This is a genomic window from Streptomyces sp. NPDC029296 (assembly GCF_055569255.1).
In genome coordinates, this window is record NZ_JBVHXT010000021.1 from 39,731 (window position 1) to 64,446 (window position 24,716).

Below are 24,716 nucleotides of genomic sequence, written 5' to 3' on the forward strand. Positions count from 1 at the left end.
GGTGGCAGCAGCACCAGTCTGGAGCGTCGACCCGCGCACCGGGAAGCAGCGTGAACAGGTTGCGGCCGAGGCCACAGCCCAGGAGGTCGACGCGGCGGTCCGCGCGGCGCAGGCGGCGCGCGCGGCGCTCGCCGACCGCGCGGTCCGCGCCGCCTTCCTGCGCTCGGCCGCCGCGGGCCTGGAGGCGGCCCGGGACGGCCTGGTCGAGACCGCCGACGCCGAGACCGCCCTCGGCCAGGTCCGGCTGAACGGCGAACTCGCCCGGACGGCGTACCAGTTGCGGGCCTTCGCGGACATCGTCGACGAAGGCGCCTTCCTCGACGTCGTCATCGACCACCCCGACGACACCGCGACCCCGCCCGTGCCGGACCTGCGCCGCTACAAGGTGCCGCTCGGCGTCGTCGCCGTCTACTCCGCCTCCAACTTCCCCTTCGCCTTCTCCGTCGCCGGCGGCGACACCGCGAGCGCGCTCGCCGCGGGCTGCCCGGTCGTGGTCAAGGCCCACCCCGACCACCCGGCGCTGTCCGAGCGGGTCGCCGGGGTGCTGCGCGAGGCCGCCGCCGCGCACGGCATTCCCGAGGGCGTCGTCGGCCTGGTGCACGGCTTCGAGGCGGGCCTCGAACTGATCAGGCACCCGCTGGTCGCCGCCGCCGGCTTCACCGGCTCCGTCCGCGGCGGCCGGGCACTGTTCGACGCCGCCGCCGCGCGCCCGGTGCCGATCCCGTTCCACGGCGAACTCGGCTCGCTGAACCCGGTCCTGGTGACCGAGGCCGCCGCGGCCGAGCGCGCCGAGGAGATCGGCGGCGGGCTCGCCGGGTCGATGACCCTCGGCACCGGCCAGTTCTGCGTCAAGCCCGGCCTGGTGCTGGTGCCCTCCGGCGCGGGCGGCGACCGGCTGGTGAAGTCCCTGGCCGACGCCGTCGCCGGCACCGACGCCGGGGTGCTGCTCGACCACCGCATGCGGGACAACTTCGTCGCCGGCGTGGCCGAACGCGCCGAACTGCCGGACGTGGACGCGCCCGTCACCCCGGGCGAGGGCGGCGAGCACACGGTCAGCGCGGGCTTCCTCACCGTGCCGGCGGCGAAGCTGGCCGAGGAGGGCGACCACGACCTGCTCCTGGAGGAGTGCTTCGGGCCGGTCACCGTGGTGGCCCGCTACACCGACGAGCAGGAGGCCAAGACCGTCCTGTCCCGGCTCCCGGGCAACCTCACCGCGACGGTCCAGCTCTCCACCCAGGAGGCCGCGGGCAACGGCCGGGGACCGGAGCTGCTCGCCGAGCTGACCCCGCTGGCCGGGCGCGTCCTGGTCAACGGCTGGCCGACCGGGGTCGCCGTGGCACCGGCCCAGCACCACGGCGGTCCCTACCCGGCGACCACCTCCACCTCGACCTCCGTCGGCGGCACCGCCATCGAGCGGTGGCTGCGGCCGGTCGCCTACCAGAACGCGCCCGAGGCCCTGCTGCCGGCCGAGCTGAAGGACGACAACCCGCTCGGCCTGCCCCGCCGGTTCAACGGGCGGCTGGAGCGGTAACCCGCCGGCAGCCGAGCAGGAACGTCAGGGCGAGCAGGGCCGCCGCCACGGCCAGGCTCGCCCGCTGCCCGGCGGCGAAACCGCCGGCCACCAGGGCGCCGAACACCGCGACGCCGAGCCCGCCGGAGATCTGCCGGGCCGCGTTGAGCACCCCGGCGGCCAGCCCCGCCCGCCCGGCCGGCACGGCGTCCATCATCACCGTGGTGAGGGCCGGGATGGCCAGCGCGACACCGACCGCCATCGGCACCAGCAGCACGGCCACCACGGCGGCCGGTGTCCGCGCGTCCACGGCGAACAGGCCCAGCAGTCCCGCCACCGCGAGCGCCTGGCCGAGCAGCAGCGGCACCCGGGGCCCGTAGCGTCCCGCGAGCCGCCCGGCCACCACGTTCGTCACCGTGACCAGCCCCGTCATCGGCAGGAACAGCAGCCCGGCGGCGATCGCCGAACGGCCCTGCACCCGCTGGAAGAACAGCGAGAACAGGAAGATCAGCCCGTAGAACGCCACGCTGCACGCCGAGCCCGTGGCCACGGCCAGCCGCACCGTCCGGTCGCGGAACAGACCGAGCGGCACCACCGGGTGCGACCGCCGCGTCTCGATCCGTACGAACGCGACGGCGGCGGCCACGGCCACGGCACCGGAGACGAGGCCCGCCGTACCGCCCTCGATCACCGCGAACGTCAGCGCGGTCAGGGCGAGCACCGCCGTCGCCTGGCCCGGCAGGTCCAGCGGCGCGGGCCGGGGCGCCGAGCGGGGCGCACGCACCAGCAGGACCAGGGCGGCCACGCCCAGCGGCAGATTGACGAAGAAGATCGCCCGCCAGTCCCACCAGGTGGTCAGCATCCCGCCCGCCACCGGGCCGAGAGCCAGCGCCGTCGAGCTGCCGGCCGCCCAGGTGGCCACCGCCCGGCCCCGCCGGGCCGGATCCGGGTAGGCCTGGCGCACCAGGGCCAGCGAGGCGGGCAGCACCACGGCCGCCGCCGCGCCCTGCGCCGTCCGCGCGCCGATCAGCGCCGCCAGGCCCGGCGCCAGCCCGCAGGCCGCCGAGGCGAGCGTGAACACCGCGATGCCGAGGGCGTACGCGCGGCTCGCCCCGGCCCGGTCCGCGAAGGCGCCCGTGGAGAGCATGAGGGCGGCCAGCGCGAGGGTGTACGCGTCCACCACCCATTGGAGTCCGGACATCCCGCCGCCGAGGGACGAGCCGATCGCCGGAAGGGCGACGGTCACGATGGTCGCGTCGAGGGTGATCAGGGCGGTCCCGAGGATGGCCGCCACGAGGGTGAGCGCCGGTGCCGTGCCCGTCTCCTTGTCTCCGCCGGTCGGTCGAGGGGTGATCAGAGTCTGTCCGTTCGGCATGCCGCCATGGTGCTGATCTTTCCCGCCGTACAGTAGCGGCCTGAATGCCATGCATCCGGAGGTTCTGGCCATGCTGCGTGTCGCCGTCGTCGCGTCCCCGCCCGTGTCGATGTTCAACCTCGCCATCCCCGAGCTGCTCTTCGACAAGGTGCGGGTCGACGGGGAGCCGGGCTACGAGGTGGTGATCTGCGCGCCCGAACCCGGCCCCATGCCCACCACCGGCACGCTGGACCTGTACGTGCCCCGGGGCCTGGAGGCGCTGCGGGAGGCGCACACCGTGATCGTCGCGGGCACCGGCCGGCCCCTGTCCCCGGACCCGCGGGTGGTCGAGGCACTGCGCACAGCCGCCGGGGAGGGCAAGCGCATCGCCTCCATCTGCTCCGGCGCCTTCTCGCTCGCCGAGGCCGGCCTGCTCAAGGGCCGCAAGGCCACCACCTACTGGGCGCAGGCCGGGGAGCTGCGCCGCCGCCACCCCGACATCGACCTCCAGGGCGACGTCCTGTTCGTCCAGGACGGCCCGTTCCTGACCGCCTCCGGCTACGCCGCCGGCATCGACCTGTGCCTGCACATCGTCCGCACCGACTACGGCGCCGCCATCGCCAACGAGGTCGCCCGGCTCGCCCTGGTCGCCCCGGTCCGGCCCGGTGGCCAGACCCAGTTCACCCAGACCCCGCTGCCGCCCGAGCGCGGCACCGCCTGCGCCGACACCCGCGGCTGGGCGATGCGCAACCTGGACAAGCCGCTCACCCTGACCGACCTGGCCCGGCACGCCGGTGTCTCCGTGCGCACCCTCACCCGCCGCTTCCAGGCCGAGAGCGGGGTCAGCCCGCTCCAGTGGCTGCTGCACCAGCGCATCGAGCGGGCCAAGGAACTGCTGGAGACCACCCGGCTGCCCATGGACCAGGTGGCCGCCGCCTGCGGCCTGGGCACCGCCGACTCGCTGCGCGCCCACCTGGTCCGCCGCACCGGCCTCACCCCGAGCGCGTACCGGGCCCAGTTCAGCCGGCACGGAAACCCGACCGGATCCGGCACGCCCGCCGTGGCCTGAGGGCGACCCTCCGGACCACCACGGCCGAGCCGGACCGCAGCCCGTCCACCATCAGCCGGGAGATCCCTCCGCGACCGGCACCCCGTGAACGGTCAGTACCGGCCGCGCGCCGCGCACGCCCGGGCACGTGCCCCAAGGGCACCGATCCGTCCCGGCACAGCCGTGCACACATCGATGCCGTCGCCGCCGAACTCAACAGCTGACGACGATTCCGCGATGATCTGTCCATGCCTGGCAGGCGGAGACCATGGCGTTCAGCCACTCGGCCTCAGGGTTGCGCTGCGCGTAGGTCCGGTGCATGCGCAGGCTGGCCGCCGCGAAGGCGTCCACTGCCCCGGGCTGTGCCTGGTGCCATGCGGGGCACTGCGTGGCGCACCGTTCGGCGTGGCCTGGATCGTGGCCGGCCGCGATGAGCTGCACGACCAGGAGGGCGACATCGATGAATCCCGCGCCCCTGGTCGGCCATGCCCAGTCCACGACCCAGTCCCGTGTGGAGCCGATCAGGAAGTTGCTCGGGTTGATGTCCGTGTGCAGCAGGGAGTCACCCCGGAACAACGATGCCTCGGCGGGGTCTGCGGTGAAGCGGTCCCACCGGGTCTCGGTCCAGTGCTCGGCGACCGGGGGGAGGGGCAGCTCCCCGATCCGGCAGACGAGATCGACCACCTTCGGCACGTCCGGGGAGCCGGGCGCGAGATTCGCCGTCCGGGCCGGTACCGCCTCGAACCCCAGGATCAGCCAGTCGTCTTCGACCTCCCAGAGCAGGGGCGGCGCGATCGGGCTCGTGTAGTCATTGATCATCTGTTCCCGGATCAACGACGTACGCCGTCCCCCCGCACGGTTGCGGACCGCCTTGACGAAGAACGCTCCCTTCTCACAGTCGACAAGGGCGGTCAGGTCCGAGCTGAATCCCCGATCGGTCCGCCGGATGCTGCTCACCTCCCCCGTGTGCCGCCGGATGAACGGAAGGATCTCTAACTCTGGACTATCTGCGCTCATATGCCGCTCAGTTCCTCGGAGAACACGAAAGGACCGGGGTTCATCGGCGGCCGGACCACCAGTGAGGTCAACATCCTGAGCCCTCAGCCGCCCTCAGCCACATGGCACCGCCCCGAACCTCCACCGTCGATCACGCCGTAAGCGCATCAAAGGAACAATGGGAGTGGGCCGGTCAGCGAGTCGTGTGCGCCGGAGCGGACTCGGCGCGAAGAGCAGCCAGTCGCCGTTGGTACAGGGGACCGACAGCGTGAGCACCCCTGGCCTCACTGGGCGTGGCCTGTTCGATCAGATGATGGGCGACAGCCTTGAGGTGTGCGGCCCACGCCAGCACATGCTGTTGTGCCGTCCGCCCACATTCCCGGGGCTCGCCGGGAAGGCACAGCGGGAGTTCCGGCCCCAGCTTGTTGGCCGCGTGCCGCACGTACCGCGCGATGGTCAGCCACTCGTCCTCGGTCCGCTGAACGGCGTTGCTTTCGCTCTCCCACCCCCACGGGCCGAAGCCGTCCCCGTGATCGTCCATGCGTACGCTCCTTGACAGCGAAGCGGGTCAGACCGGTGGGCCGATGGTAGCGGCACTGTCCGCTTCCTTGGGATCACAGTGCCCGACCGAGGGAACGCACGGCGAGCACGGCCCGCACATCGGCAGGAATTGCGGAGGAGTGCACGACTGGACTCCTTCACCGTGCACCGCGCGGATATCGGCGAGTACTTCTCCCCAGCGCAGCCCGCCCCAGATCTCGGACAAGGGGGCTTCCCGGACGTTCCCCACCTTGAGGAACCTTCCCAGCACGCACGGCCACACGTCGCCGGTCGGGCCGATGGCACATTTGTCGTGCCCACAGTGCCCGCACAGATCGGTGATGGCCGGCGCCGCCCCCTTGCTGCCTCGGCCGAATGCCCGCGTACGGTCTCTGCCGACCTGTTCCACCCCCAGGGACAGAAGGTCTCGCGTCGCTTCTCGGACTCGCTGCTCCGGCCGCACGGCGACGACTCCTCCTCGCAGCGGAATACCGAGGCACAGTGCCTTTGCGATGTTCTCGCGCGTCCGCTTGTGGGAGCCGCGCAGCTTGGTGACGGCCTCGTGATCCTCCGCGCTGTCGGAGTAGTACGAGGTGGCGAGCCTGACACCGCATTCGCCGAACACGTCCCACAGTTCCGCCCTGATGTGGGTCATGTTCGAGAAGACCTCGATGCTCAGCCCGGACGCGTGCGCGTACCTGATGAGCGCGGGGAGGTAGGGGTGCAGGGCCGGTTCTCCGCCGATGAACTGAACGTCCCGTGTTCCCATGTCGGAGAGTTGCGAAATGACGCGTACCCAGTCCCGAACGGTCATGGTGCCGTGATCACCCCTCGGGGACGAGTCCGCGTAGCAGTGATCGCAGTTCTCGTTGCACAGTCCGGTGACCTCCAACCACGCGAACCTCAGCGAGTTTTCGGCAAGGGACACCTCGTTCACCTCTCGCCGGCCCCGGACCGTCATGCCGGGCACCTGACGCATGTGTACAGCCGGCCGTTGGGCTCCTCGCCGGACGGCTGCACCCGCCGGACCGGTTCCAGACCGCCGAATGGCTTGTGGCACCTGCGGCACCTCTCACCCTTGGGTGCGTACGTCGTGTACTCGCGCCGGAGCGCGCTGGTGTCAGCCTCTGCCTCCCGGCGACTTACCGGGTGCCTGCCTGCGGCTTGGGTCACTGGTCAACCTCCACGGTGTCGATGGCCACGCCCCGGACGTTCGCCCGTCGCGGGGTCTTTGCCGTCTGGAGAGCTTCCACCGCGCCCGGCTCCGCACGGAACAGCCAACGGGGAACCCCACATGCCCCTTTGGGGACCCCCGTTCCGACTCGTTCGGGGTTCTCCGTGGGAGTCCTGAGGCTAGGCTGGAGGGAGATCACTTCGGTCCTTGGCAGGTGGCTCCATGGATGACCGCGCGGCTCGGCGGAGCGGATATGCGTTGACGATTCCTGACACGCTCCTCAACAGCGCAGCCATGCGACAAGCCTGTGCCGCCCGCGACTTCCAAGAAATCTTCCGGCTCGTCAATCGCCGTACTGGATCAAGTCATGCCGTGATGGCGGCGGCTGTCGGGAAGATGACCAGTTCCCGGGTCAGCGACATCATTCGTGGTGTCCGGGGAATCCGGGGGCGGGAAGTCATCGAACGTGTAGCGGACGGGCTCGGCATCCCAGGGGAGATGCTCGGGCTGCCTGCGCGTCCATGGGAAAGCAGCAGCGACTCCACTCATTCGGATGTCGCCCTGCCGGACTCCACCCCACAGTTCAACCGGGGAAAGCGTGTAATTCAGGCCCTCGAAGTAATGAGCAATGACAGCGCCGACGCGTTGCCTGTCGTTCTCGGTGAGCTCATCGGACACTACGCTCTGGCGATCTGCTCCATGCCGCCGGCAGATGTCTATGAGGAACTGCTCACCGTCAGGAACTATGCGAATACTTTTCTCGGTGCCTCTTTGCCCGGTGGTCACCGGAAAGAAGTTGCGCTATCCGTCGGCTGGCTTTCGTGTCTGCTGGGCGTTGCCGCGTGTGACATGGGGTCGCATGCGGCAGCACATGTCTGGTGCAGTGACGCCGAACGGCGAAGTCAAGAAGTCGGACATCCGGAACTGTCGGGGTGGGCTGTTCTTACGAAGTCGCTGATTGCTTTCTATCAGGGGCGACCTCACCAGTCCGTGATGCTCGCTGAGCAGGGGCAGGGCATCACCACATCGGGGACTCTGGTTCATGCGAAGCTAGCCACCCAGGAAATGCGGGCAGCGGCGATGACCGGCGACGCCGATCGTACGGAAACAGCAAGGCGCTATGCGTCGAAGGAAATGGCTGGACTGCCTCACGACGTGGCTGTTGTAGGCGCGTTCTCGATCTCCCCCGGAGAAGACCCGCCGTACACCGCCACATCGTTGATGCTGTTGGGGCGGCATCAAGAGGCAGTGACTGCCACGAACCGCGTACTGAAAACGATCTATCGGCCCGAAGCGCGGCAGCGCGGTGAGCATCCATCCAGTTATGCCCGGGCCCTGCTGATTCTGGGGCTTGCGCAAGCAGGATCCGGAAACCTCGATGAAGCCGTGTCCGCTGGCCATGACGCGCTTGCGGGAAGTCGTCCGGCATGGCCGACCGTGACTCTTGCCGGAAAGCTCAGCCGTGTGCTCGAACGTCACTTCCCCAACGCTGGTCTGGTGGAGGAGTACCGATCTCGATATCAGGAAGTTGTCGGCCGGTTAATGGGAAATACAATCTAGCCATTCACTTGACTGGAGGGGTGCAATGAGTGCTGTCGATCCCGGTGTGGAGCAGATCCGTGACATCGTGGATTTCGTGGACATCGAGGCGCCACCGCCGCAGGACGAGCCAACCGCTCACTTCCTGTTCGGAACCAGCCAGACTCGGCCGGTCGAAATCACAGCACGGCAATATCACAAAGGGCTTGCACCGCTGATCATCGTAAGCGGAGGGGTCAACCGGCACACAGGAATCGTGGAGGCTCGCATGTTCCGTGAGCTTCTCATCGAACACGGAGTCCCTGACGGCGTCATCCGGTGCGAAGATCGGGCAGCCAATACCTGGCAGAATGTGGAGTTCTCTCGCCCTTATGTGCGGGAGGCGCTGGAATCGGGATTGAAGGTCACCGCGGTCAGTAAGTGGTTCCACCGCCGAACTCTCCATTGCCTGGCGACAGTGGTCCCCGACATCGGACCCTTTTATGCGATGTCCTGGGAGCCGGTTTACGCGGGCCGGGTGGTCAGTCGCACTGATTGGCTTGATATTCCTGATGGAAAGCGGCGAGTGCTCCGTGAATGGGAAGAAGTTCCCCGGCGGGTCTCCGAGGGAAGTTTCAGGGACGTGACTCTTATCGGTGGAGCCTGGCAGAGCTGACCTGACGCGGGCCTCGATCCGGGCGGCCGGGAATACCCCGCCCTGTTTGAATGTTCACGTACCCGGCCCGGGGAGATCCGCCGCGGCCGTACCGTACGACCTGGAGAGAGAGCCGAAGACATGCGCGTCGAGATCTGGAGCGACATCGCCTGCCCGTGAACCAACGGAACCACAGGTTACCGCAGGGCTGTTGACCAGGGCAGATGAACGAGGGAAGCCCCGCCCATGCGCCACGGGGGACGGACGCACGGACGGGGCAGTCAGGGGGGCAGCGCAGCCGGTCAGCGAGGGCTGTGCGCCGGAGCGGACTCGGCGCGCAGAGCAGCCAGCCGCCGCTGGTACAGGGGACCGACAGCGTGAGCACCCCTGGCCTCACTGGGCGTGGCCTGTTCGACTAGATGATGGGAGACGGCCTTGAGGTGAGCGGCCCACGCGATTACGTGCTGTTGAGCCGTCCGCCCGCATTCCTGCGGTTCACCAGGGAGACACAGCGGGAGTTCCGGCCCCAGCTTGTTCGCTGCATGCCGGACGTATCGAGCGATGGTCAACCATTCGTCCTCGGTCCGCTGAATGGTGTCGCTGTCGCTCTCCCACCCCCACGGGCCGAAGTCGTCCCCGTGATCGTCCATGTGTGCGCTCCCTGGTGATTGCAGCGGTTAGGCCGGTGCGCCGATGGTAGCGGCGTTGTCGGCTTCCTTGGGGTCGCAGTGCCCGACCGAGGGAACGCACGGGGAGCACGGTCCGCACATGGGAAGGAATTGCGGGGGCGTGCAGGACTGCACCCCGTCACCGTGAACCGCGCGGATATCGGCGAGTACCTCCCCCATGCGCAGCCCGCCCCAGATTTCGGCCAGCGCGGATTCCTGCGCATTGCCGATCTTGAGGAACCGGCCAAGCACGCACGGCCACACGTCACCGGTCGGGCCGATGGCACATTTCTCGTGTCCGCAGTGCCCACACAGATCAGCGATGGTCGGTGCGGCTCCCTTGCTTCCCCGGCCGAATGCCCGCGTACGGTCGCCGCCGACCTGTTCCACACCGAGGCTCAGAAGATCCTGTGCCGCCTCGCGGACTCGCTGTTCCGGCCGGACGCCGACGACTCCGCCCCGCAGCGGGATACCCAGAGCCAGTGCCTTTTCGATGTTGGCGCGGGTGCGCTTGTGGGAGCCGCGCAGCTTGGTCACGGCGTCGTGATCCTCGGCGCTGTCGGAGTAGTACGACGTAGCGAGTTTCACCCCGCATTCGCCGAACACGTCCCACAGTTCCGCCCGGATGTGGGTCATGTTGGAGAAGACCTCGACGGCCAGTCCGGACGCATGCGCGTACCTGATCAGCGCGGGGAGGTAGGGGTAAAGGGTCGGCTCCCCGCCGATGAACTGAACGTCCAGCGTGCCAATGTCGGCGAGTTGTGAAATGACACGCACCCAGTCCCGGACAGTCATGGTGCCGTGGTCACCCTTTGGCGACGAGTCCGCGTAGCAGTGATCGCAGCTCTCGTTACACAGTCCGGTGACCTCCAACCACGCGAACCGCAGCGGGTTTTCGGCAAGAGGCATCCCGTACCACCTTTCAGGTTGAGGGACTTCCAGGACCCCCGGCAAAATCCCCCGGGGGGCTGCCGGAAAGCGATCTAAGCGCCCCATCCTCGGGCGACTACCAGGGCAACAACAGTCGCCCATACCAGCTCAGCCAGCACGACCAGGAGACTGCGTAGCCGTCTCACCGGTCGGTGAGCGGACACAGGTCCGAGGGCGGGGCCATCCACTCGTGCCCGTTGTCGGAGCGGACGAATGCCATCGGCCGCTTTCGGCGCTTGGGCGGTAATACCGACGGGTCTTCCCAATCTTTGATGATTTCCTTCAGGATGCCGACGCGCTGGCCATCCGTGACCTTGCAGCCGATCCACTCACGGGTGAGGGTCACTACGCCCCCTCTCGGCACCGGATGCACGGCCGGTCCACACACAGCGCGTGGGGCGGGAACGCGATCACGCCGGATGCCCCGTCACGGACCCCGCCGTAGGACACCCACCAGTCGGGTTGTATGGCCGTCTGCGGGTCTACGGGCCCGTCCGGGAGGCTGACTAGCTCCGGGTCCGGTAACGCGCTCTGACGGGCGTTCTGGCGCTTCTGAGGGACCGTCACAGCACGTACCCCTGGACCAGGTGCCCGTACAGCTTCACCTGTTCCTGTGCCAGCTCCGCCAGCTCGGGCAGCGTGGGGGCTTCGAGCCGCTCTTTCATGTCGGCCGCGCGGTCCCCGTACACGCTCTTGATCAGCAGCACGGGAAAGGGCGAGAACGTGAACCAGTAGGACTTGCCGTCTCGCTTGCGCTGGAACTTGGGGAAGTGGGGCGGTAGTTCCGTCACTCGGCACCTCCCGGCGGGCACTCGACACAGGCGTACGGTCGGCCGGTCGGTTCCTCGCCGGACGGCTGCACTCGCCGGACACGCTCCAGACTGCCGAACGGCTTGTGGCACCTGCGGCACTTCTCACCCTTGGGTGCGTACGTCGTGTACTCGCCTCGCAGCGCGCTGGTACCCGCTCCCGCCCGCTGGTCCCTTTCGAAGCGTCTGGCTGTAGCTTTAGGCACTGTCGTCAACCTCCCGGGGTTGATGGCCACGCCCCCGGACGTTCGCCCGTCGCGGGGGTACTTGCGTCTGCCTATGTTTCGACGTCCAGGGACTACGCGGGAGTTGACCAGGGTTGACTAATCTGGAAGCACAGCCGGTCAACCCTCAGAGGTTCACGATGCGTGACGACTTTTCCGATCTTGCCCGCCGGGCACTGCGCGACGCCGGATACTCGATGAAGGCTGCCGCACGGGAAATGCACTACGACCTGGCGTACCTCTCGCGCGTGCTGAACGGAAAACAGCGCCCGTCGAAAAAGCTCGCCCACGCGCTGGATTCCCTCACGGGCTCCGGTGGCGCACTGGCCGGAACGGTTTTGGATGAAGACGACGCGTCTAGGGTCGCCCGCAGCGCGGAGAACCCTTCCCGACTGGACGGAGGGACCGTTGACGCTCTCGCTGGCGTACTGGCCGCTTACCGGCGGCTGGACGATACGACAGAGCCGCGCACCGTAATTCCGGCAACGATGGCTCAAATGCGGGAAGTTACTCGCATGCTCAAGGAAGCGCGCGGCCCGCACCGTGACCGACTAGCTGACGTAGCGTCAGAGTGGGTGCAGTTTTCAGGATGGCTGTTCGCGCAAACTCGCCAATTTGGGGAGGCGGTACCGCTGCTCAATGAAGCTGTGGAACTCGCCGACGAAACCGGAAATGGCACTCTCGCTGCGCAGGCACTCAATTTCAAGGGTTACATTGCGCGGCAGCAGGGGCGACCTCAAGGAATCGCCCGCTGGTTCGGGGCAGCAGCGAATACCCCCGGCGCACACCCCGCACAACGGATCGGAGACTACCTCCAGGCGGCGGGTGGACTCGCTGAAATGGGTGAGGCGGACGCAGCATTGCGCATGGTGGAAGATGCCGAAAAGCTCATGGACAAGGCCGCGAAACTCCCTCCGCCCGAGACCGCGTATTGGCTTACTCCCAACTTCAACCGGCTGAACATGGGCATTTGCACCCTCGCGTTGGGGCGATACAGCGAGGCGGCTGACCATCTAAGGGCCGGTCTCGCTGGCCTGCCGGACGAACTCAAAGACGCTCCTTGGACGTGGGAGCACAAGGACGCGCTACGGCGGGCAGTGGAAGCCGCCTAAGAATCGAAGGGTGCCCAGAACCCTTGGGCTCACTGGGCAGCACGCATCCGCCACCCCCGAGCCGGCGAGCGGGTCACCCTTGGTTTCGAAGGTGGCCATCAGAAACGCAGAAAGCCCCGTATCGGCTACCTGATGAAAGGCAGCGGATACGGGGCTCAGTCACACGGTTCCGATGGGTCTATTCAGTCAGTCTCAGCCCAATCGGTCACACGCTCGTCATGCTCGGAGATACGGAAAACTTCATCAGAGGCGCACCAGGCAAAGCGCCTGCGAGAGCGTGCAGCCAAAAATGCCGTTCGCTCGGCAGGGTCTATCTCCCACAGCGGGCGCGCTAGCTCCTCATCGGAAAGCAGCAGGAACGCCGCAACACGCTCCCTGTAAATGGTCGTCATAGATACTCTCAGGCAAGCAGAAAGCCCCGGCCACACACTGGCCAGGGCGTGAAGAAGAAGGGAAGGTAGCTAACTTTCCTCAGGGCGGGTAATTGCCGTCTGATACTCCCGCGTGATGTGGGCAGGCAGGCCAGCATCACGGACACGCGCCATAGCACGAGCCGGGGACTGTCCGTAAGCCACGAACTGGGCGGGGAGTCCAGCTGCAATACGGTCACGCGCTAGCTGACGTTCCCTTTCGCGGCCCCTGCGCTCGGCAGCTACTATCCGCTCCGCATACGAGGCAAGCTCAGCGCGGAATTCGTGATCAAGAATGAGCATGTGTTCCTCTCGAAGAGTCGGTTATGTACCAAGGTTTGTCCCACAAGAACGGTCTAATCATCCATCACGCCCTTTTCCCTCCCTGCCGCTCTGGGTCGCAGAGGGAGGGGAGTCGCCCCCCAGGGGTGGCATTCGCGCTCTCTGCTAGTACCGGAAAATCCCTCACACGGGGCACCGCTGGCAGGCATACTCGGCACATGGACAAGCGAGAGCGATGGTTCAGCGAGGGAGCACCGCTGTTCCGGCGGGTAATGGGCCGAATGGGGATCGCTGATCGGCTTCCCACCGATGATCCCTACTATGCATGCCCGTGCTGTCTGTATGCCTTCCCGTTTGAAGCGGTGGCCGCGCAAATCTTGACTGTTGAGCACGTGCCGCCGGAAGCGCTTGGAGGAAAGGGAATACTGCTCACCTGCAAGCGCTGCAACAATGATGCGGGACGTGACTTCGACTCTCACGCACAGAGGCGTGCAGAGTTTCACAACTTGATGACAGGCAAGGGTACAAAGCGGCCTATGCGTGCTGTCTTTGAAGCTGGGGGCATTCTGGTCAACGGGGAGGTTCAGAGCACGGGGAATAGCTGGTTCCTGCAAGGCGTACCCAAGCAAAACCATCCCGCAGTGCTCGACGCTCATGAGAAGGAATTGCGCGCCGCATCCGAGGGTCATGAAACAGCGGGATTCAAGTTCACGATCAAAGAGCGATTCTCGTCAAGGCTTGCCGATATCTCATGGGTGCGCTCCGCCTACTTGGCTGCATTCTCAGCCTTGGGCTGGAGCTACATTCTCCAGCCAGCTTTGAACCCCATACGAGAACAGATCAAGCCGGGCTCAACTGCCACCTTGCCGTCAATCATCGGCTTTAACCCAAGCCATGATGCCGACACTCGACAAATAATGATTGTCGAAGAACCGCAGGATCTGAGCAGCGTGGTCGTAAAAATCGGCCCATACACAGTGTTCCTCCCTGATTTGTGGGGCACCAGGAGCCTCGAACAGTTGGCGGAGTCAATTTCCGGATTGCGCGGTGACGATGGCGCGGTTCCATTGTCCATGAATGGCAAGATCGTGCCCTGGCCGACCGAGCCAATGTACGCGCTGGACACACTGACTCCATAGCGCCAGCACACGCACCGGTGAAGCAACAGTGCGCCATACTCGCAGGTCAGGGGGGCTGTAGGGGTTCGCCGGCTCGGGGTGGCATCTTGCGGCAGCGAACAGGCCGTGCCGTTGGCAGGGGAGGTCCAAATGGCACGGCCAGGAAGGGCTACGCAGGCGGGATCACCGGGGGATTAATCGGGTTTCCCGCAGCGTCACGAGGCGTCAGGTCGAATCCAACCCGCTTGCCGCTTGAAGTGGTCAGGTATTCCGTGCCTCGTCGCATTACCGGTCCGGTGTAGTCAGCCGGTACGGAATCCGACCACGCCGGGGAACCATTCGGCAGACGAGGGAAGTGCGGGTAATCGCCATTCGAGCCAGGGTCTAGCGCATCGTACGGCATTAGGGCTCCAGCTTGGGAATGGCAAGCAGTGCAGGGCGACCGTGGTCTAGGCAGTGAGCCGACGCAGGAAGGATGTTGTACAGCTCTCCTGTTATCCCTCGTGCGTAGCGAATGGGATTACTGTTCGCGTCCACCGGCTGCACGGGGTTACCACCCGCGTCGCGCGGCCAATTCGGATAGGTGTCATCAATGCCAGGATCAAGCAGATTATCAGAAGTGGTCGTCATTTCTTACTGCCCCCCATTCACGTAGGCGTCGCGCTTAGCCTCCAGCTCATCCGCGAAGTCAGCGGCGATGTCGCGCGCACGATCTTCGGCGGCCTCAACAATGTCATCCGCTAGAGAGGCGTCATATAGCCGATTCTCCGGAATGGTGATCGTCTGACCCAAGAGGCCCTGCGCATTCTGTGCTGCGTTGAGAATGTGGCCCCTCTTGTATCTGTGCGCGCGGTATTCGGCAAACGCTATGAACCAAGGCTCCTGAGAGATCATTTCAAGGAACTTAGCCTTGGCGATCCGCTCAGCCTTGCTGTTTGCCTCATCATCGGCACGCCATGAGTTCAGGACGTCATGAGCGTGCTTAGTTTCCCGCTTGTGCCGCTCATTCGCATCCTGAGCGGCCTTTTCTGCTTCGACAGCCTCAAGGGCAGCCAGCTCCTCCGCAGCCTTTGCAGCAGCCGCACGCGCCTTCTGTAGCTTCGCGTCAGTCATCGGTAAGACCCTCTCAGTTAGCCGGGGTGGAAAGCGTGCGGTACGCAGCCGCCAGCTTGTCGTCGCCGCTGGAGTTCACCGGAGCGGAAACATCACGGCCCGTAGCAGCGGCAGCCTTTTTGGCGTCCTGATAAAAACCCAAGGCCATACGAGCCGAGGGGCTGAGCTGCTCCCCGTTCGCAACAAGCTCCGCAGCCTTTTCCATCTCCGAACTGTGCCGCCACGCGTTAGCGCGAGAACGTAGAACACGCTCAAGGGATTCCTGAGTCAGGCCAGTAATGTCAAGGTTGTCAGTGGTCATTGAAGATCCCTTACTGTGCAGGTTCATTTGAAGTCGGGTGCTGCTCGGCGAGCCGAGATAGGACGTCGAATGAGCGCAGCAGCGTTCCTCGCTGCATTTCGTCCTTCGGCACGGTTGTGTGTGTAGCGATGATGTTCAGCGCTACACGCGCTGTGATGACCTCAGGGGGCATGATTCCTCTTAGCAGTGCTTTTTCGGGATTCACTCACGGGGGAGGGAAAGGGGGTCGGCCGGCTCGGGGTCCGGAATCGCCTCAGCTTTCCCTATCTGCTCAGGCAGCCACAATCCCGAACAAGGTGATTCCCTGCATGGTTTTCTTGCGGCTCACGCCCATACAGTCAAGGGCTTGATAGAAGTTGATGCGGCCCATTCGATACCGGCGAGGAATCTCCTCCCGCTCGCACCAGTTTGCGTACAGGCGGAATGCTTCATCACCCAACATGCGTGCATCCTCGGCAGCCGGAATCAGCACACCGGGGAAGAACCCGTGAAAGACACTCTCACGGGTCATAGCACGCTCAGCCTCACGCTTCTTTCGGTCGGCCTGCTCCTTGAGGATTCGAGCCTGGCGAGCCTGATGCTTGGCGAACTGCTCAGCTTCCTGCGCCGCAATTACGGCCTCATTGATTTCGAATTGCCGGGCGCGCTGCTGAGCCTCAACCTCTCGACGTTCGTCCGTGAGGCGAGCCCAAGCCTGCGCCTTTATCCGCTCTACCGCAGCGTCAAGACCAGAGAGACCGACACGACGGTAAGCGGCATCAAAGAGACGGTGATCCCTGCGACACAGAGGAATGTAATAAGCCGTGCTCTCCGACCAAACCAATCCGTCTGCCTCACGCTGATTGGGGTCTTGCCAGGTGTAAGCCCAATCCGTGGCCGTGCCCCCGCAGAACTTGCAGGCATTGACATTTGCCTTACCGTGGCACAAGACCACATCCCGGTGAACACGGGCGTACTCATACTGAGCGCTCATGAGCGGAGTCCATTCGGTGTGGTGTCAGAAAATAAAACAAGGCCCTATCCGGGGGACTCGCACATCGGGACACCACGACCGGATGTGCGAGTCAACCCAGATAGGGCCTTGTCACGCGCGTTTGTTACCGACGCGCGGAACGGGGGTCTAGCGAGCGAACTAGAGTGGTGTCGTCCGCCGTGAGGAACAACCAGCGGTGTCCCCTACTTGTACTAGAGCGCAAGGGTTTCGGATTTCGGCGATTCTAAGACTGTCGAGCGAATTTGTTATCCCACCGTTACCGAGCCGGCTTCCGGGTAGCAGAGGCATGACGAGCAGCGCGAGGGAAGACCCCTTCTGACCTGCGAATATGACGCACATGACGAAATGACACCGGGGCGCAATCACGCCTACAGCAGAGGGAGAGAGCGGCTGTATAGGGGGATTGAGATTTAGCGCCATATTCATCATATCGTCATGCTCTAGAGAGTTTCCGCTGGTCAGAGGCTTATGGAGGGCATGACGGAACCTTGCCTCCCCTTTGCTGTTCGTCATGCGTCGTCATGTCTGCCACCGTCGGCACGGTCCGTGCTGCGGGGAACGCGCTCGTTCCTCGCTACGAGCCTGAGCCGTCCACGTGGTGGGGAGCGTGGGCCCGGCTCCGCGTACGGCCGCAGACGGGCTCTCAGAGGCTTGGGAACGTCCAGTACGGACCGGTGGCCGCTCGTAGTGCCGTAAGGCCGTCTGGGGGCACAAAGAAAGCCCCCCGCCGCTCATTGCTGAGGGACAGGGGGCCGGGGCCGGAAGGGTCAGAGAGACAGGGCCTCAGGGAAGCCGAGGAGCGCGGTTATCAGAGCCTCTGTGCGCCTCAGTCGCTCCCGGATATAGGCCGACTCGCCACCGGTCGTCAGTCGGGCGCTCAGGGCGTTCCAGCGCTGCGAGAGGGCTCGGTATTCAGCCGTGCGAAAGTCCTGCATCTTCACGCTGCCTCTTGGCCAGCAAACGGGCTGCTGTGCTGTGCGCTGGCGAAGGCCAACTCATATTCCTCGCTGCCGCGTCCGTTCTTTTTGTCCTTCCAATCGGGCACAAGCCGCTCAAGGATCGGAGTTCGGTCGCCCCGGTACTTGGACGGCAGCAGCGTGATCCCGTTCAGCGCTGCCCGCAGCAAAGCGCGCTGTCCGCCGATGCCAGCACCTTCCCAAATGCCGATGAGTGTTTCCGGATTCATCAACGGGGAAATATCGGCCTCCCGAGACAGCTCCTCAAGTTCTGCCTTGAGGCTGTCTATCTGCCCGTTAAGTTCTCGCCACAAATACTCATAGGTGGCCTCGTCCATACGGTTGAGGATGAACCGCTCTTTCCGGAGCTGTATTTCGCGGCCTACCGCCGACTCAAGCGCAGCGTTTACGTGAGCCTTGCGTGCCTCCTTTTCCGGGTCTTGGTAGGACAGCCACTCGCGTGCGATGGCGAGAATGGTTGGAGAGTGAGGGGACAGTGCAAGTATGTGATTGACCCACAGGTTTGTTACTGCCTCATCTACGCGATTGCGTTCCGTGGAAACTCCCTGGCAGGAAGACGCTCCCTCGACCTGCCGTGCATAGCACCGGTAGTTGACTCCGCCATTCGCCATAGGGCCACCGCATCGCGCGCACTTGAGGAGTCCGGAGAGGAGCGCCACCGTTTCTCGCTTACCGCGCTTGCGAGAGCCGATGGAGGTTCCCGGCTGCGCCCGCTCAGCAAGGATTTTGCTAATCTTCACGTGTTCGGCAAAGGTGATCACGCCCTCACCGCACGAAATCGGGTTTCCGCGCTTGTCCAGAAGAGGAGCCCCACCCCTGTGGTACTTGCCGGTTTCGTTGCCGTGCTCATCGAGCATCTTCTCTCGCTTGACCACAAGTCCCGCCCATGCGACGGAGTGAGCAAGGCTGACGATTCCGGGGCCGGTCCACTTCTTTCCGTGGCGAGTTTTGATTTCCTCGCTGTTCAGCTTGTCAGCGATCCAATTTGGGGTCTTGCGGTGAAGCAAGTAGTCGGCGATGCGCCGGGCAATCGGGTATTCCTGCGGTTGGCGCTTGAGCTTGCCTGAACCCTTGGGGGAGTAGAGCCCGAAAGGAGTGACGCCCCCGGTCCAGCGACCGTCAGCCTTGTTGCCGTCAATTCCGATCTTTGTGAAATCGCCAATGTCCGATGCCTGCTCGCGTGCCTGTTCGCTCAGGATGGCGAGCACCATGCGTGATTTGGTGGAGTCCAGATTTTCGGCGACGACGAAAATCCTTGCCTGTCGCTCCTCGAACTTGTCCAGCAACAGGCCAACCTGTCCCATACCGCGACGGGAAAGGCGACTGGTCTTGAACACGTACAGGGTCTTGGACAGCCCAGCGTGAGTGATTGCAGCCGTCGCCTTTTCGAACTCTTCTCGCCGGACGTACGACTTGCTGGCGCTCTTCTGCTCAAACCAGACGTGCCGGATGCGTTTTCCCTCGTGCGCTGCGTGAGCGCACATTCGGCGAACCTGTTCCCGCAGGGAGCTGAGTGTGTCCTTTTTCTTGCTGCGCCGGACATACATCTCTGCCAGCGAGGCAGGGTCACCGATTACCGGTTCCCAAAGACCAAGCTCTTTCAGATCTGCTTCGTTGAAACCAAGTGCCAGCAGCGCGGGGCGGTCGTCGCGGTCCATGCGGTTCCTTCACGGAGGAGGGGGCTACCGCCCGCCGCTAGAGCGCAAGAGCTGTCACTCAGACACGTTTCCGCAGGTCAGTAGCCGTATGGCTCCGTTGGTCCATGGGTGCCCCTGGTGCTACGTGGGCAAGGCCCGCTTCGAGAAGGCGCTGGCTGCCTTCCCGCACCGTGCCGAGGTCGAGGTGGTGCACCGGTCCTTCGAGCTGGACCCGGGCCGCGCCAAGGACGACGTGCAGCCGGTGATCACCATGCTGACCAGGAAGTACGGCATGAGCGAGGCCCAGGCCCAGGCCGGCGAGGACAACCTCGGCGCCCAGGCCGCCGCCGAGGGCCTGGACTACCGCACCCGGGACCGCGACCACGGCAACACCTTCGACATGCACCGCCTGCTGCACTTCGCCAAGGAGCACGGCCGCCAGGACGCGCTGATCCAGATCCTGTACCGGGCCAACTTCGCCGAGGAGCGGTCCCTCTTCACCGAGGGCGACGTGCGCCTGGTGGAGCTGGCCGCCGAGGCCGGACTCGACGCCGGGGCCGCCCGCGCCGTCCTCGCCGACCCGGACGCCTACGCCGACGAGGTCCGCGCCGACGAGCGCGAGGCCGCCGAGCTGGGCGCCACCGGCGTGCCGTTCTTCGTCCTCGACCGGAAGTACGGCGTCTCCGGCGCCCAGCCCGCCGAGGTCTTCACCCAGGCGCTCACCCAGGCCTGGGGCGAGCGCCCCCCGCTGCGGCTGGTCGGCGAGGGGGACGCCGACGCCTGCGGCCCGGACGGCTGCGCGGTTCCCCGGCACGGCTGAGAAACCGCGGGTGGGGGCCGTCGTATCAGCGCCCCTGAGGGCCACCACGCGACAATCCGCGATGGACGGGGTGTTCCGGGGGACGCAGAGTGGTCCCATGCAGACCACGGAGACGTTCGACCGCCTCGTCCGCGCCGAGTTCCGCCCCCGGGGCACCTATCTCAACACCGCGAGCAACGGCCTGCTGCCGGCCCGCGCCGTCGCCGCCCTCCAGGAGGCGGCGCTGCTGCGGGCCGAGGGCCGGCCGCTGACCCCGCTCTACGAGGACGTGGAGGCGAGCCGGGCCGCGTTCGCCCGGCTCGCCGGGGTGCCGGCCACCCGGGTCGCGGCCGGCGCCTCCGTCGCCGCGCACACCGGGGTGATCGCCGCCGCGCTGCCCGAAGGTGCCGAAGTCCTCACCGCCGAGGACGACTTCACCTCCGTGCTCAACCCGTTCCACGTCCGCGGCGACCTCAAGATCCGCACCGTCCCGCTGGAGCGGATCGCCGAGTCCGTCCGGCCGGGCACCGCGCTCGTCGCGGTCAGCGCCGTGCAGTCCGCCGACGGCCGGCTCGCCGACCTTTCCGCCCTGCGCGAGGCCGCCCGCGCCCACGGCGCCCGCACCTACGTCGACTTCTCCCAGGCCGCCGGCTGGCTGCCCGTCGAGGCGGACGCCCACGACTTCACCGCGAGCGTCGCCTTCAAGTGGCTGCTGGGCCCGCACGGCGCCGCCTTCCTCACCGTCCCCGAGGACTTCGGCGGGCTCACCCCGGTGCTCGCCGGCTGGGTCGCCGCCGAGCGGCCGTGGGACAGCTGCTACGGCCCGGTCGCCGAACTCGCGCGTTCGGCCCGGCGGTTCGACCTCACCCACGCGCTGTTCACCTTCGCCGGACTGCGCCGCTCCCTCGAACTCGTCGAGGAACTGGGCGTGTCCGCGATCCACGCCCACGACACCGCGCTCGCCGACCGGTTCCGCGCGGGGCTCGCCCGCCTCGGCCACGAACCGGTCCCGGCCCCGGGCTCGGCGATCGTCTCGGTGCCCGGGCTGGGCGTCCGGCAGGCGGGGTTGAGCGAGGCGGGCATCGAGATCTCCGACCGCGCGGGCAACCTGCGCGCGGCCTTCCACCTCTACAACACGGCCGAGGACGTGGACCGCCTGCTGGAGAGGCTGTCCGGCTGAGACGCGACCGGGCCGGCACCCCCGTCCCGCGGGAGGTCCCGGCCCGGTGGCCGGGGGCGGCTACCGCACCGGTGTGAAGTCCCGGGCGCCGATGAACTCCGGCCGGCGCACCGGGGCCGCGAACGGCTCGACCGCCGTGTTCTCCACGCTGTTGAACACGATGAAGACGTTGCTGCGCGGGAACGGGGTGATGTTGTCGCCCGAGCCGTGCATGCAGTTGCAGTCGAACCAGGTCGCGGAGCCGGCCCTGCCGGTGAACAGGCGGATGCCGTACTCGCCCGCCAGCGCGGTCAGCGCCTCGTCGGACGGGGTGCCCGCGTCCTGCATCTGGAGGGACTTCTTGTAGTTGTCCTCCGGCGTGGCACCGGCGCAGCCGAGGAACGTCCGGTGCGAACCCGGCATGATCATCAGGCCGCCGTTGGTGTCGTGGTTCTCGGTCAGCGCGATCGAGACGGACACCGTGCGCATGTTCGGCAGGCCGTCCTCGGCGTGCCAGGTCTCGAAGTCCGAGTGCCAGTAGAAGCCGCTCGCACCGAAGCCCGGCTTGACGTTGATCCGGGACTGGTGGACGTACACGTCCGAGCCGAGGATCTGGCGGGCGCGGCCCACCACCCGCGGGTCGCGCACCAGGTTCGCGAAGACCTCGCTGATCCGGTGGACCTCGAAGACCGAGCGGATCTCCTTCGACTTCGGCTCCACGATGGAGCGCTCGTCGGCGCGGATCGCCGGGTCGGCGACCAGCCGGTCCAGCTCGCGCTTGTACATCGCGACCTCGTCCGGACCGATCAGCTCCTCGACGGCGAGGAAGCCGTCGCGCTCGTACGCCTGGAGGTCGGCGGTCGTGATCGGGCCCGGGGTGTCCGGGGCGCCCCAGACGACGGGGTCCTGGCGGGGGACGGTCACCTCGGTGGTGCCGCGGGTCGGGTAGAGGTCCCTCACGGTGGCGGTGGTCATGGTCCTCACACCTCCTCGTCCTCGGTGAGCAGGGGATAGACGCCGTTCTCGTCGTGGTCCTCCCGGCCGGTGACCGGCGGGTTGAACACGCAGATGCAGTGGAAGTCCTCCTTGACGCGCAGCGTGTGCCGCTCGTGCCCGTCGAGGAGGTACATGGTGCCGGGCGTGATGGTGTACTTCTTCCCGGTCTCCTGGTCGGTGAGTTCGGCCTCGCCCCGGGTGCAGACGACGGCCTCGATGTGGTTGGCGTACCACATGGACGTCTCGGTCCCGGCGTACAGAATCGTTTCGTGCAGGGAGAAGCCGACCCGCTCCTTGGCCAGGACGATCCGCTTGCTCTCCCAGGTGCCCGACGCCGCCTTCACATGACGGTCGGTGCCCTCGATCTCCTTGAACGATCGGACGATCACGGTGGTGCTCTTCCTCCTTGCCCGGCCCGTGCCAGGCGGTCTCCAGGCGGTTGCTAGGCGGTTTCGCGGACGGAGCGGGCGAGGACGCTCAGGCCCTCGTCCAGCTCCTCGGGGGTCACGGTGAGCGCGGGCAGCAGCTTGACGACCTCGCCCTGCGGGCCGGACGTCTCGATCAGCAGCCCCAGTTCGAAGGCGCGCCGGGCGACCCGCGCGGCCCGGTCCTTCGCGTGGAACTCCAGTCCCCAGACGAGACCGCGCCCGCGGTACTCCTTGACGTCGGCGAGGTTCTCCTCGGTGAGGGAGATCAGGGCCCGCTCGACCTGCTCACCGCGGGCGCGGGTCTGCTTCTCCATGGCCGAACCGTCGGTCCAGTACGTCTCCAGGGCGGCGGTGGCGGTGACGAACGCCGGGTTGTTGCCGCGGAAGGTGCCGTTGTGCTCGCCCGGCTCCCAGACGTCCAGCTCCGGCCGGAACAGGCACAGCGACATCGGCAGGCCGTAGCCGCTGATCGACTTGGAGACGGTGACGATGTCCGGGGTGATGCCCGCCTCCTCGAAGGAGAAGAAGGCGCCGGTGCGGCCGCAGCCCATCTGGATGTCGTCGACAATCAGCAGCATGTCCTGCCGCTCGCACAGCTCCTTCAGGGCGCGCAGCCACTCGGGCCGGGCGACGTTGATGCCGCCCTCGCCCTGCACGGTCTCCACGATCACCGCGGCGGGCTTGTCCAGTCCCGAGCCCTGGTCCTCGAGCAGCCGCTCGAACCACAGGAAGTCCGGGACCGTGCCGTCGAAGTAGTTGTCGAACGGCATCGGCGTGCCGTGCACCAGGGGGATGCCGGCGCCGGCCCGCTTGAAGGCGTTGCCGGTGACGGCGAGCGAGCCCAGCGACATGCCGTGGAAGGCGTTGGTGAACGACACGACCGCCTCGCGGCCCTTCACCTTCCGGGCCAGCTTCAGCGCGGACTCCACCGCGTTGGTGCCCGTCGGCCCCGGGAACATCACCTTGTACGGCAGGTCGCGCGGGCGTAGCACCAGGTCCTGGAAGGTGCGCAGGAAGGTCCGCTTGGCCGTGGTCGACATGTCCAGGCCGTGCGTGACGCCGTCCCGTTCCAGATAGTCGAGCAGCGCCCGTTTCAGTACCGGGTTGTTGTGACCGTAGTTGAGTGATCCGGCACCGGCGAAGAAGTCGAGGTAGGCATGGCCGTCCTCGTCGTACATCCGGCTGCCCCGGGCCCGGTCGAAGACGGCGGGCCAGCCGCGGCAGTAGCTGCGTACCTCGGATTCGAGGGTCTCGAACACGCTCAGGTCGGGCTGGGTGATGGTCATGGTGAAACGCTCCTCACAGGGCGGTGGACTCGGTCAGCGGGCCGATGCGGTAGAGGACTTCGGGGTCGTGCGAGCCGTCGGGGAACAGGTCGGCGGAGAAGAGCACCTCGCGGCTGACCCGTGCGCCGTGCCGCTCGGCGAACGAGGTGAACAGCCGCTCGGAGGCGGTGTTGCCGGGGGTGATGGTGGTCTCCAGCCCGGTGATGCCGTGCTCGGCGGCGAGCCGTGCGGTCAGCGCGTCCAGCAGTCGCCCGGCGATGCCGTGGCCCTGGTGCGCGGGGTCGACGGCCACCTGCCAGACGAGCAGGGTGCGGGGGCTGCCGGGCCGCAGGTAACCGGTGACGAAGCCGATCGGCTCTTCGTCCGCGCCACGGGCCACCACCGAGGTGCCGGCGAAGTCCCGGCACCACAGCAGATAGCTGTAGGACGAGTTCAGATCGAGGGTTTTCGAGTCCTTGGCGATGCGCCAGAGCGCGGCCCCGTCATGGGGCGCCGGATGGTCGATGAGCAGGTCTGCGGGTGCGGCGGTCATGCGGCACGAATTTAGCGAGGCGAATTAGAAAATGCACGGGAGTCGACACGAGGGCCCTGTGACGCCAGAGGCTAATGTCCGCAATGTCCCTAGGAAAATCGGTACAAAACATCTATCCTGTGGAACGTGTCACAGCCTGAAATGCC

General features: G+C 66.4%; 23 protein-coding genes. 8 read left to right on the forward strand and 15 right to left on the reverse strand.

Annotated elements, in window-relative coordinates; translation table 11 throughout:
• Window position 1: 1 nt before the first annotated feature.
• Window positions 2–1,531, forward strand: coding sequence for an aldehyde dehydrogenase (NADP(+)) (locus ACZ4W9_RS19680; protein WP_467937369.1), 1,530 nt, complete (start codon window positions 2–4; stop codon window positions 1,529–1,531).
• On the opposite strand, the gene ACZ4W9_RS19685 is transcribed toward ACZ4W9_RS19680, so the two are convergent.
• Window positions 1,509–2,885, reverse strand: a complete 1,377-nt coding sequence (locus tag ACZ4W9_RS19685; protein WP_467937371.1) for an MFS transporter — start codon at window positions 2,883–2,885, stop codon at window positions 1,509–1,511. The genes ACZ4W9_RS19680 and ACZ4W9_RS19685 overlap by 23 nt on opposite strands.
• A 70-nt stretch (window positions 2,886–2,955) precedes the next feature.
• On the opposite strand from ACZ4W9_RS19685, the gene ACZ4W9_RS19690 reads away from it, so the two are divergent.
• The gene (locus ACZ4W9_RS19690; RefSeq protein WP_467937373.1) at window positions 2,956–3,933 is read left to right on the forward strand and encodes a GlxA family transcriptional regulator; all 978 of its coding nucleotides are present in this window, start codon (window positions 2,956–2,958) and stop codon (window positions 3,931–3,933) included.
• Window positions 3,934–4,125: 192 nt separating this feature from the next.
• Here the strand turns inward: ACZ4W9_RS19690 and ACZ4W9_RS19695 are convergent, their stop codons facing one another.
• From ACZ4W9_RS19695 to ACZ4W9_RS19705, 3 genes are all read right to left on the reverse strand, one after another.
• Window positions 4,126–4,731, reverse strand: a complete 606-nt coding sequence (locus ACZ4W9_RS19695; RefSeq protein WP_467937375.1) for a protein kinase — start codon at window positions 4,729–4,731, stop codon at window positions 4,126–4,128.
• Between the two features lie 370 nt (window positions 4,732–5,101).
• The gene (locus ACZ4W9_RS19700) at window positions 5,102–5,449 is read right to left on the reverse strand and encodes a hypothetical protein (protein ID WP_467937377.1); all 348 of its coding nucleotides are present in this window, start codon (window positions 5,447–5,449) and stop codon (window positions 5,102–5,104) included.
• 27 nt (window positions 5,450–5,476) lie between these two features.
• A complete protein-coding gene (locus ACZ4W9_RS19705; RefSeq protein WP_467937379.1) occupies window positions 5,477–6,427 on the reverse strand; it encodes a radical SAM/SPASM domain-containing protein in 951 nt (316 codons plus the stop codon).
• A 417-nt stretch (window positions 6,428–6,844) separates the two neighbouring features.
• Here ACZ4W9_RS19705 and ACZ4W9_RS19710 point away from each other — a divergent pair, with 417 nt between their 5' ends.
• Together ACZ4W9_RS19710 and ACZ4W9_RS19715 are read left to right on the forward strand one after the other, a co-directional pair.
• The gene (locus ACZ4W9_RS19710) at window positions 6,845–8,182 is read left to right on the forward strand and encodes a hypothetical protein (protein ID WP_467937381.1); all 1,338 of its coding nucleotides are present in this window, start codon (window positions 6,845–6,847) and stop codon (window positions 8,180–8,182) included.
• A gap of 25 nt (window positions 8,183–8,207) precedes the next feature.
• Window positions 8,208–8,816 (forward strand): YdcF family protein, encoded by a 609-nt coding sequence (locus ACZ4W9_RS19715; protein WP_467937383.1) that lies wholly within the window; start codon window positions 8,208–8,210, stop codon window positions 8,814–8,816.
• Window positions 8,817–9,472: 656 nt separating this feature from the next.
• On the opposite strand, the gene ACZ4W9_RS19720 is transcribed toward ACZ4W9_RS19715, so the two are convergent.
• The 3 genes from ACZ4W9_RS19720 to ACZ4W9_RS19730 all read right to left on the reverse strand — a co-directional run bounded on the left by ACZ4W9_RS19720 (window position 9,473) and on the right by ACZ4W9_RS19730 (window position 11,184).
• Window positions 9,473–10,372, reverse strand: coding sequence for a radical SAM/SPASM domain-containing protein (locus ACZ4W9_RS19720; RefSeq protein WP_467937385.1), 900 nt, complete (start codon window positions 10,370–10,372; stop codon window positions 9,473–9,475).
• A 163-nt stretch (window positions 10,373–10,535) separates the two neighbouring features.
• Entirely contained in the window at window positions 10,536–10,739 is a 204-nt protein-coding gene (locus tag ACZ4W9_RS19725) for a hypothetical protein (RefSeq protein ID WP_467937387.1), read from the reverse strand.
• Between the two features lie 217 nt (window positions 10,740–10,956).
• Complete coding sequence (locus ACZ4W9_RS19730; protein ID WP_467937389.1) at window positions 10,957–11,184, reverse strand: hypothetical protein; 228 nt, start codon at window positions 11,182–11,184, stop codon at window positions 10,957–10,959.
• A 382-nt stretch (window positions 11,185–11,566) separates the two neighbouring features.
• Here ACZ4W9_RS19730 and ACZ4W9_RS19735 point away from each other — a divergent pair, with 382 nt between their 5' ends.
• A complete protein-coding gene (locus ACZ4W9_RS19735) occupies window positions 11,567–12,538 on the forward strand; it encodes a helix-turn-helix domain-containing protein (RefSeq protein ID WP_467937391.1) in 972 nt (323 codons plus the stop codon).
• A gap of 910 nt (window positions 12,539–13,448) precedes the next feature.
• Complete coding sequence (locus ACZ4W9_RS19740; RefSeq protein WP_467937393.1) at window positions 13,449–14,369, forward strand: hypothetical protein; 921 nt, start codon at window positions 13,449–13,451, stop codon at window positions 14,367–14,369.
• A 612-nt stretch (window positions 14,370–14,981) separates the two neighbouring features.
• Here ACZ4W9_RS19740 and ACZ4W9_RS19745 read toward each other — a convergent pair.
• The 4 genes from ACZ4W9_RS19745 to ACZ4W9_RS19760 form a co-directional block, all read right to left on the reverse strand.
• The gene (locus ACZ4W9_RS19745) at window positions 14,982–15,461 is read right to left on the reverse strand and encodes a hypothetical protein (RefSeq protein WP_467937395.1); all 480 of its coding nucleotides are present in this window, start codon (window positions 15,459–15,461) and stop codon (window positions 14,982–14,984) included.
• Between the two features lie 13 nt (window positions 15,462–15,474).
• Window positions 15,475–15,762 (reverse strand): hypothetical protein, encoded by a 288-nt coding sequence (locus ACZ4W9_RS19750; protein ID WP_467937397.1) that lies wholly within the window; start codon window positions 15,760–15,762, stop codon window positions 15,475–15,477.
• A 271-nt stretch (window positions 15,763–16,033) separates the two neighbouring features.
• On the reverse strand, window positions 16,034–16,735 hold the full coding sequence (locus tag ACZ4W9_RS19755) for a hypothetical protein (protein ID WP_467937400.1): 702 nt from the start codon (window positions 16,733–16,735) through the stop codon (window positions 16,034–16,036).
• Window positions 16,736–17,693: 958 nt separating this feature from the next.
• The gene (locus tag ACZ4W9_RS19760; RefSeq protein WP_467937402.1) at window positions 17,694–19,391 is read right to left on the reverse strand and encodes a recombinase family protein; all 1,698 of its coding nucleotides are present in this window, start codon (window positions 19,389–19,391) and stop codon (window positions 17,694–17,696) included.
• A gap of 88 nt (window positions 19,392–19,479) precedes the next feature.
• Between ACZ4W9_RS19760 and ACZ4W9_RS19765 the strand changes: the two genes are divergently transcribed.
• Both ACZ4W9_RS19765 and ACZ4W9_RS19770 read left to right on the forward strand, forming a co-directional pair.
• Window positions 19,480–20,190 carry a DsbA family oxidoreductase gene (locus ACZ4W9_RS19765; RefSeq protein ID WP_467937404.1) on the forward strand — a complete coding sequence of 237 codons (711 nt, stop codon included), beginning with the start codon at window positions 19,480–19,482 and terminating at the stop codon, window positions 20,188–20,190.
• A gap of 97 nt (window positions 20,191–20,287) precedes the next feature.
• Window positions 20,288–21,349, forward strand: coding sequence for an aminotransferase class V-fold PLP-dependent enzyme (locus ACZ4W9_RS19770; RefSeq protein ID WP_467937406.1), 1,062 nt, complete (start codon window positions 20,288–20,290; stop codon window positions 21,347–21,349).
• A 60-nt stretch (window positions 21,350–21,409) separates the two neighbouring features.
• Here the strand turns inward: ACZ4W9_RS19770 and thpD are convergent, their stop codons facing one another.
• From thpD to ectA, 4 genes are read right to left on the reverse strand one after another with little or no spacing between them, the layout of a single operon-like run.
• On the reverse strand, window positions 21,410–22,303 hold the full coding sequence (thpD, locus tag ACZ4W9_RS19775) for an ectoine hydroxylase (protein WP_467937409.1): 894 nt from the start codon (window positions 22,301–22,303) through the stop codon (window positions 21,410–21,412).
• A gap of 5 nt (window positions 22,304–22,308) precedes the next feature.
• On the reverse strand, window positions 22,309–22,713 hold the full coding sequence (locus tag ACZ4W9_RS19780) for an ectoine synthase (protein ID WP_467937411.1): 405 nt from the start codon (window positions 22,711–22,713) through the stop codon (window positions 22,309–22,311).
• 53 nt (window positions 22,714–22,766) lie between these two features.
• Complete coding sequence (gene ectB, locus ACZ4W9_RS19785; RefSeq protein ID WP_467937413.1) at window positions 22,767–24,038, reverse strand: diaminobutyrate--2-oxoglutarate transaminase; 1,272 nt, start codon at window positions 24,036–24,038, stop codon at window positions 22,767–22,769.
• 13 nt (window positions 24,039–24,051) lie between these two features.
• Window positions 24,052–24,570 carry a diaminobutyrate acetyltransferase gene (ectA, locus tag ACZ4W9_RS19790; RefSeq protein WP_467937415.1) on the reverse strand — a complete coding sequence of 173 codons (519 nt, stop codon included), beginning with the start codon at window positions 24,568–24,570 and terminating at the stop codon, window positions 24,052–24,054.
• Window positions 24,571–24,716 lie beyond the last annotated feature (146 nt).

What these genes read in the sequence shown, in the direction of transcription:
- ectA (WP_467937415.1), bottom strand. Translation starts at nt 24,570, where the DNA reads ATGACCGCCGCACCCGCAGACCTGCTCATCGACCATCCGGCGCCCCAT.
- ACZ4W9_RS19695 (WP_467937375.1), bottom strand. Translation starts at nt 4,731, where the DNA reads ATGATCAATGACTACACGAGCCCGATCGCGCCGCCCCTGCTCTGGGAG.
- ACZ4W9_RS19710 (WP_467937381.1), top strand. Translation starts at nt 6,845, where the DNA reads ATGGATGACCGCGCGGCTCGGCGGAGCGGATATGCGTTGACGATTCCT.
- ACZ4W9_RS19740 (WP_467937393.1), top strand. Translation starts at nt 13,449, where the DNA reads ATGGACAAGCGAGAGCGATGGTTCAGCGAGGGAGCACCGCTGTTCCGG.
- ACZ4W9_RS19755 (WP_467937400.1), bottom strand. Translation starts at nt 16,735, where the DNA reads ATGAGCGCTCAGTATGAGTACGCCCGTGTTCACCGGGATGTGGTCTTG.
- ACZ4W9_RS19685 (WP_467937371.1), bottom strand. Translation starts at nt 2,885, where the DNA reads ATGCCGAACGGACAGACTCTGATCACCCCTCGACCGACCGGCGGAGAC.
- ACZ4W9_RS19715 (WP_467937383.1), top strand. Translation starts at nt 8,208, where the DNA reads ATGAGTGCTGTCGATCCCGGTGTGGAGCAGATCCGTGACATCGTGGAT.
- ACZ4W9_RS19770 (WP_467937406.1), top strand. Translation starts at nt 20,288, where the DNA reads ATGCAGACCACGGAGACGTTCGACCGCCTCGTCCGCGCCGAGTTCCGC.
- ACZ4W9_RS19735 (WP_467937391.1), top strand. Translation starts at nt 11,567, where the DNA reads ATGCGTGACGACTTTTCCGATCTTGCCCGCCGGGCACTGCGCGACGCC.
- ACZ4W9_RS19745 (WP_467937395.1), bottom strand. Translation starts at nt 15,461, where the DNA reads ATGACTGACGCGAAGCTACAGAAGGCGCGTGCGGCTGCTGCAAAGGCT.
- ACZ4W9_RS19690 (WP_467937373.1), top strand. Translation starts at nt 2,956, where the DNA reads ATGCTGCGTGTCGCCGTCGTCGCGTCCCCGCCCGTGTCGATGTTCAAC.
- ectB (WP_467937413.1), bottom strand. Translation starts at nt 24,038, where the DNA reads ATGACCATCACCCAGCCCGACCTGAGCGTGTTCGAGACCCTCGAATCC.
- ACZ4W9_RS19720 (WP_467937385.1), bottom strand. Translation starts at nt 10,372, where the DNA reads ATGCCTCTTGCCGAAAACCCGCTGCGGTTCGCGTGGTTGGAGGTCACC.
- ACZ4W9_RS19765 (WP_467937404.1), top strand. Translation starts at nt 19,480, where the DNA reads ATGGCTCCGTTGGTCCATGGGTGCCCCTGGTGCTACGTGGGCAAGGCC.
- ACZ4W9_RS19760 (WP_467937402.1), bottom strand. Translation starts at nt 19,391, where the DNA reads ATGGACCGCGACGACCGCCCCGCGCTGCTGGCACTTGGTTTCAACGAA.
- ACZ4W9_RS19705 (WP_467937379.1), bottom strand. Translation starts at nt 6,427, where the DNA reads ATGCGTCAGGTGCCCGGCATGACGGTCCGGGGCCGGCGAGAGGTGAAC.
- thpD (WP_467937409.1), bottom strand. Translation starts at nt 22,303, where the DNA reads ATGACCACCGCCACCGTGAGGGACCTCTACCCGACCCGCGGCACCACC.
- ACZ4W9_RS19750 (WP_467937397.1), bottom strand. Translation starts at nt 15,762, where the DNA reads ATGACCACTGACAACCTTGACATTACTGGCCTGACTCAGGAATCCCTT.
- ACZ4W9_RS19700 (WP_467937377.1), bottom strand. Translation starts at nt 5,449, where the DNA reads ATGGACGATCACGGGGACGGCTTCGGCCCGTGGGGGTGGGAGAGCGAA.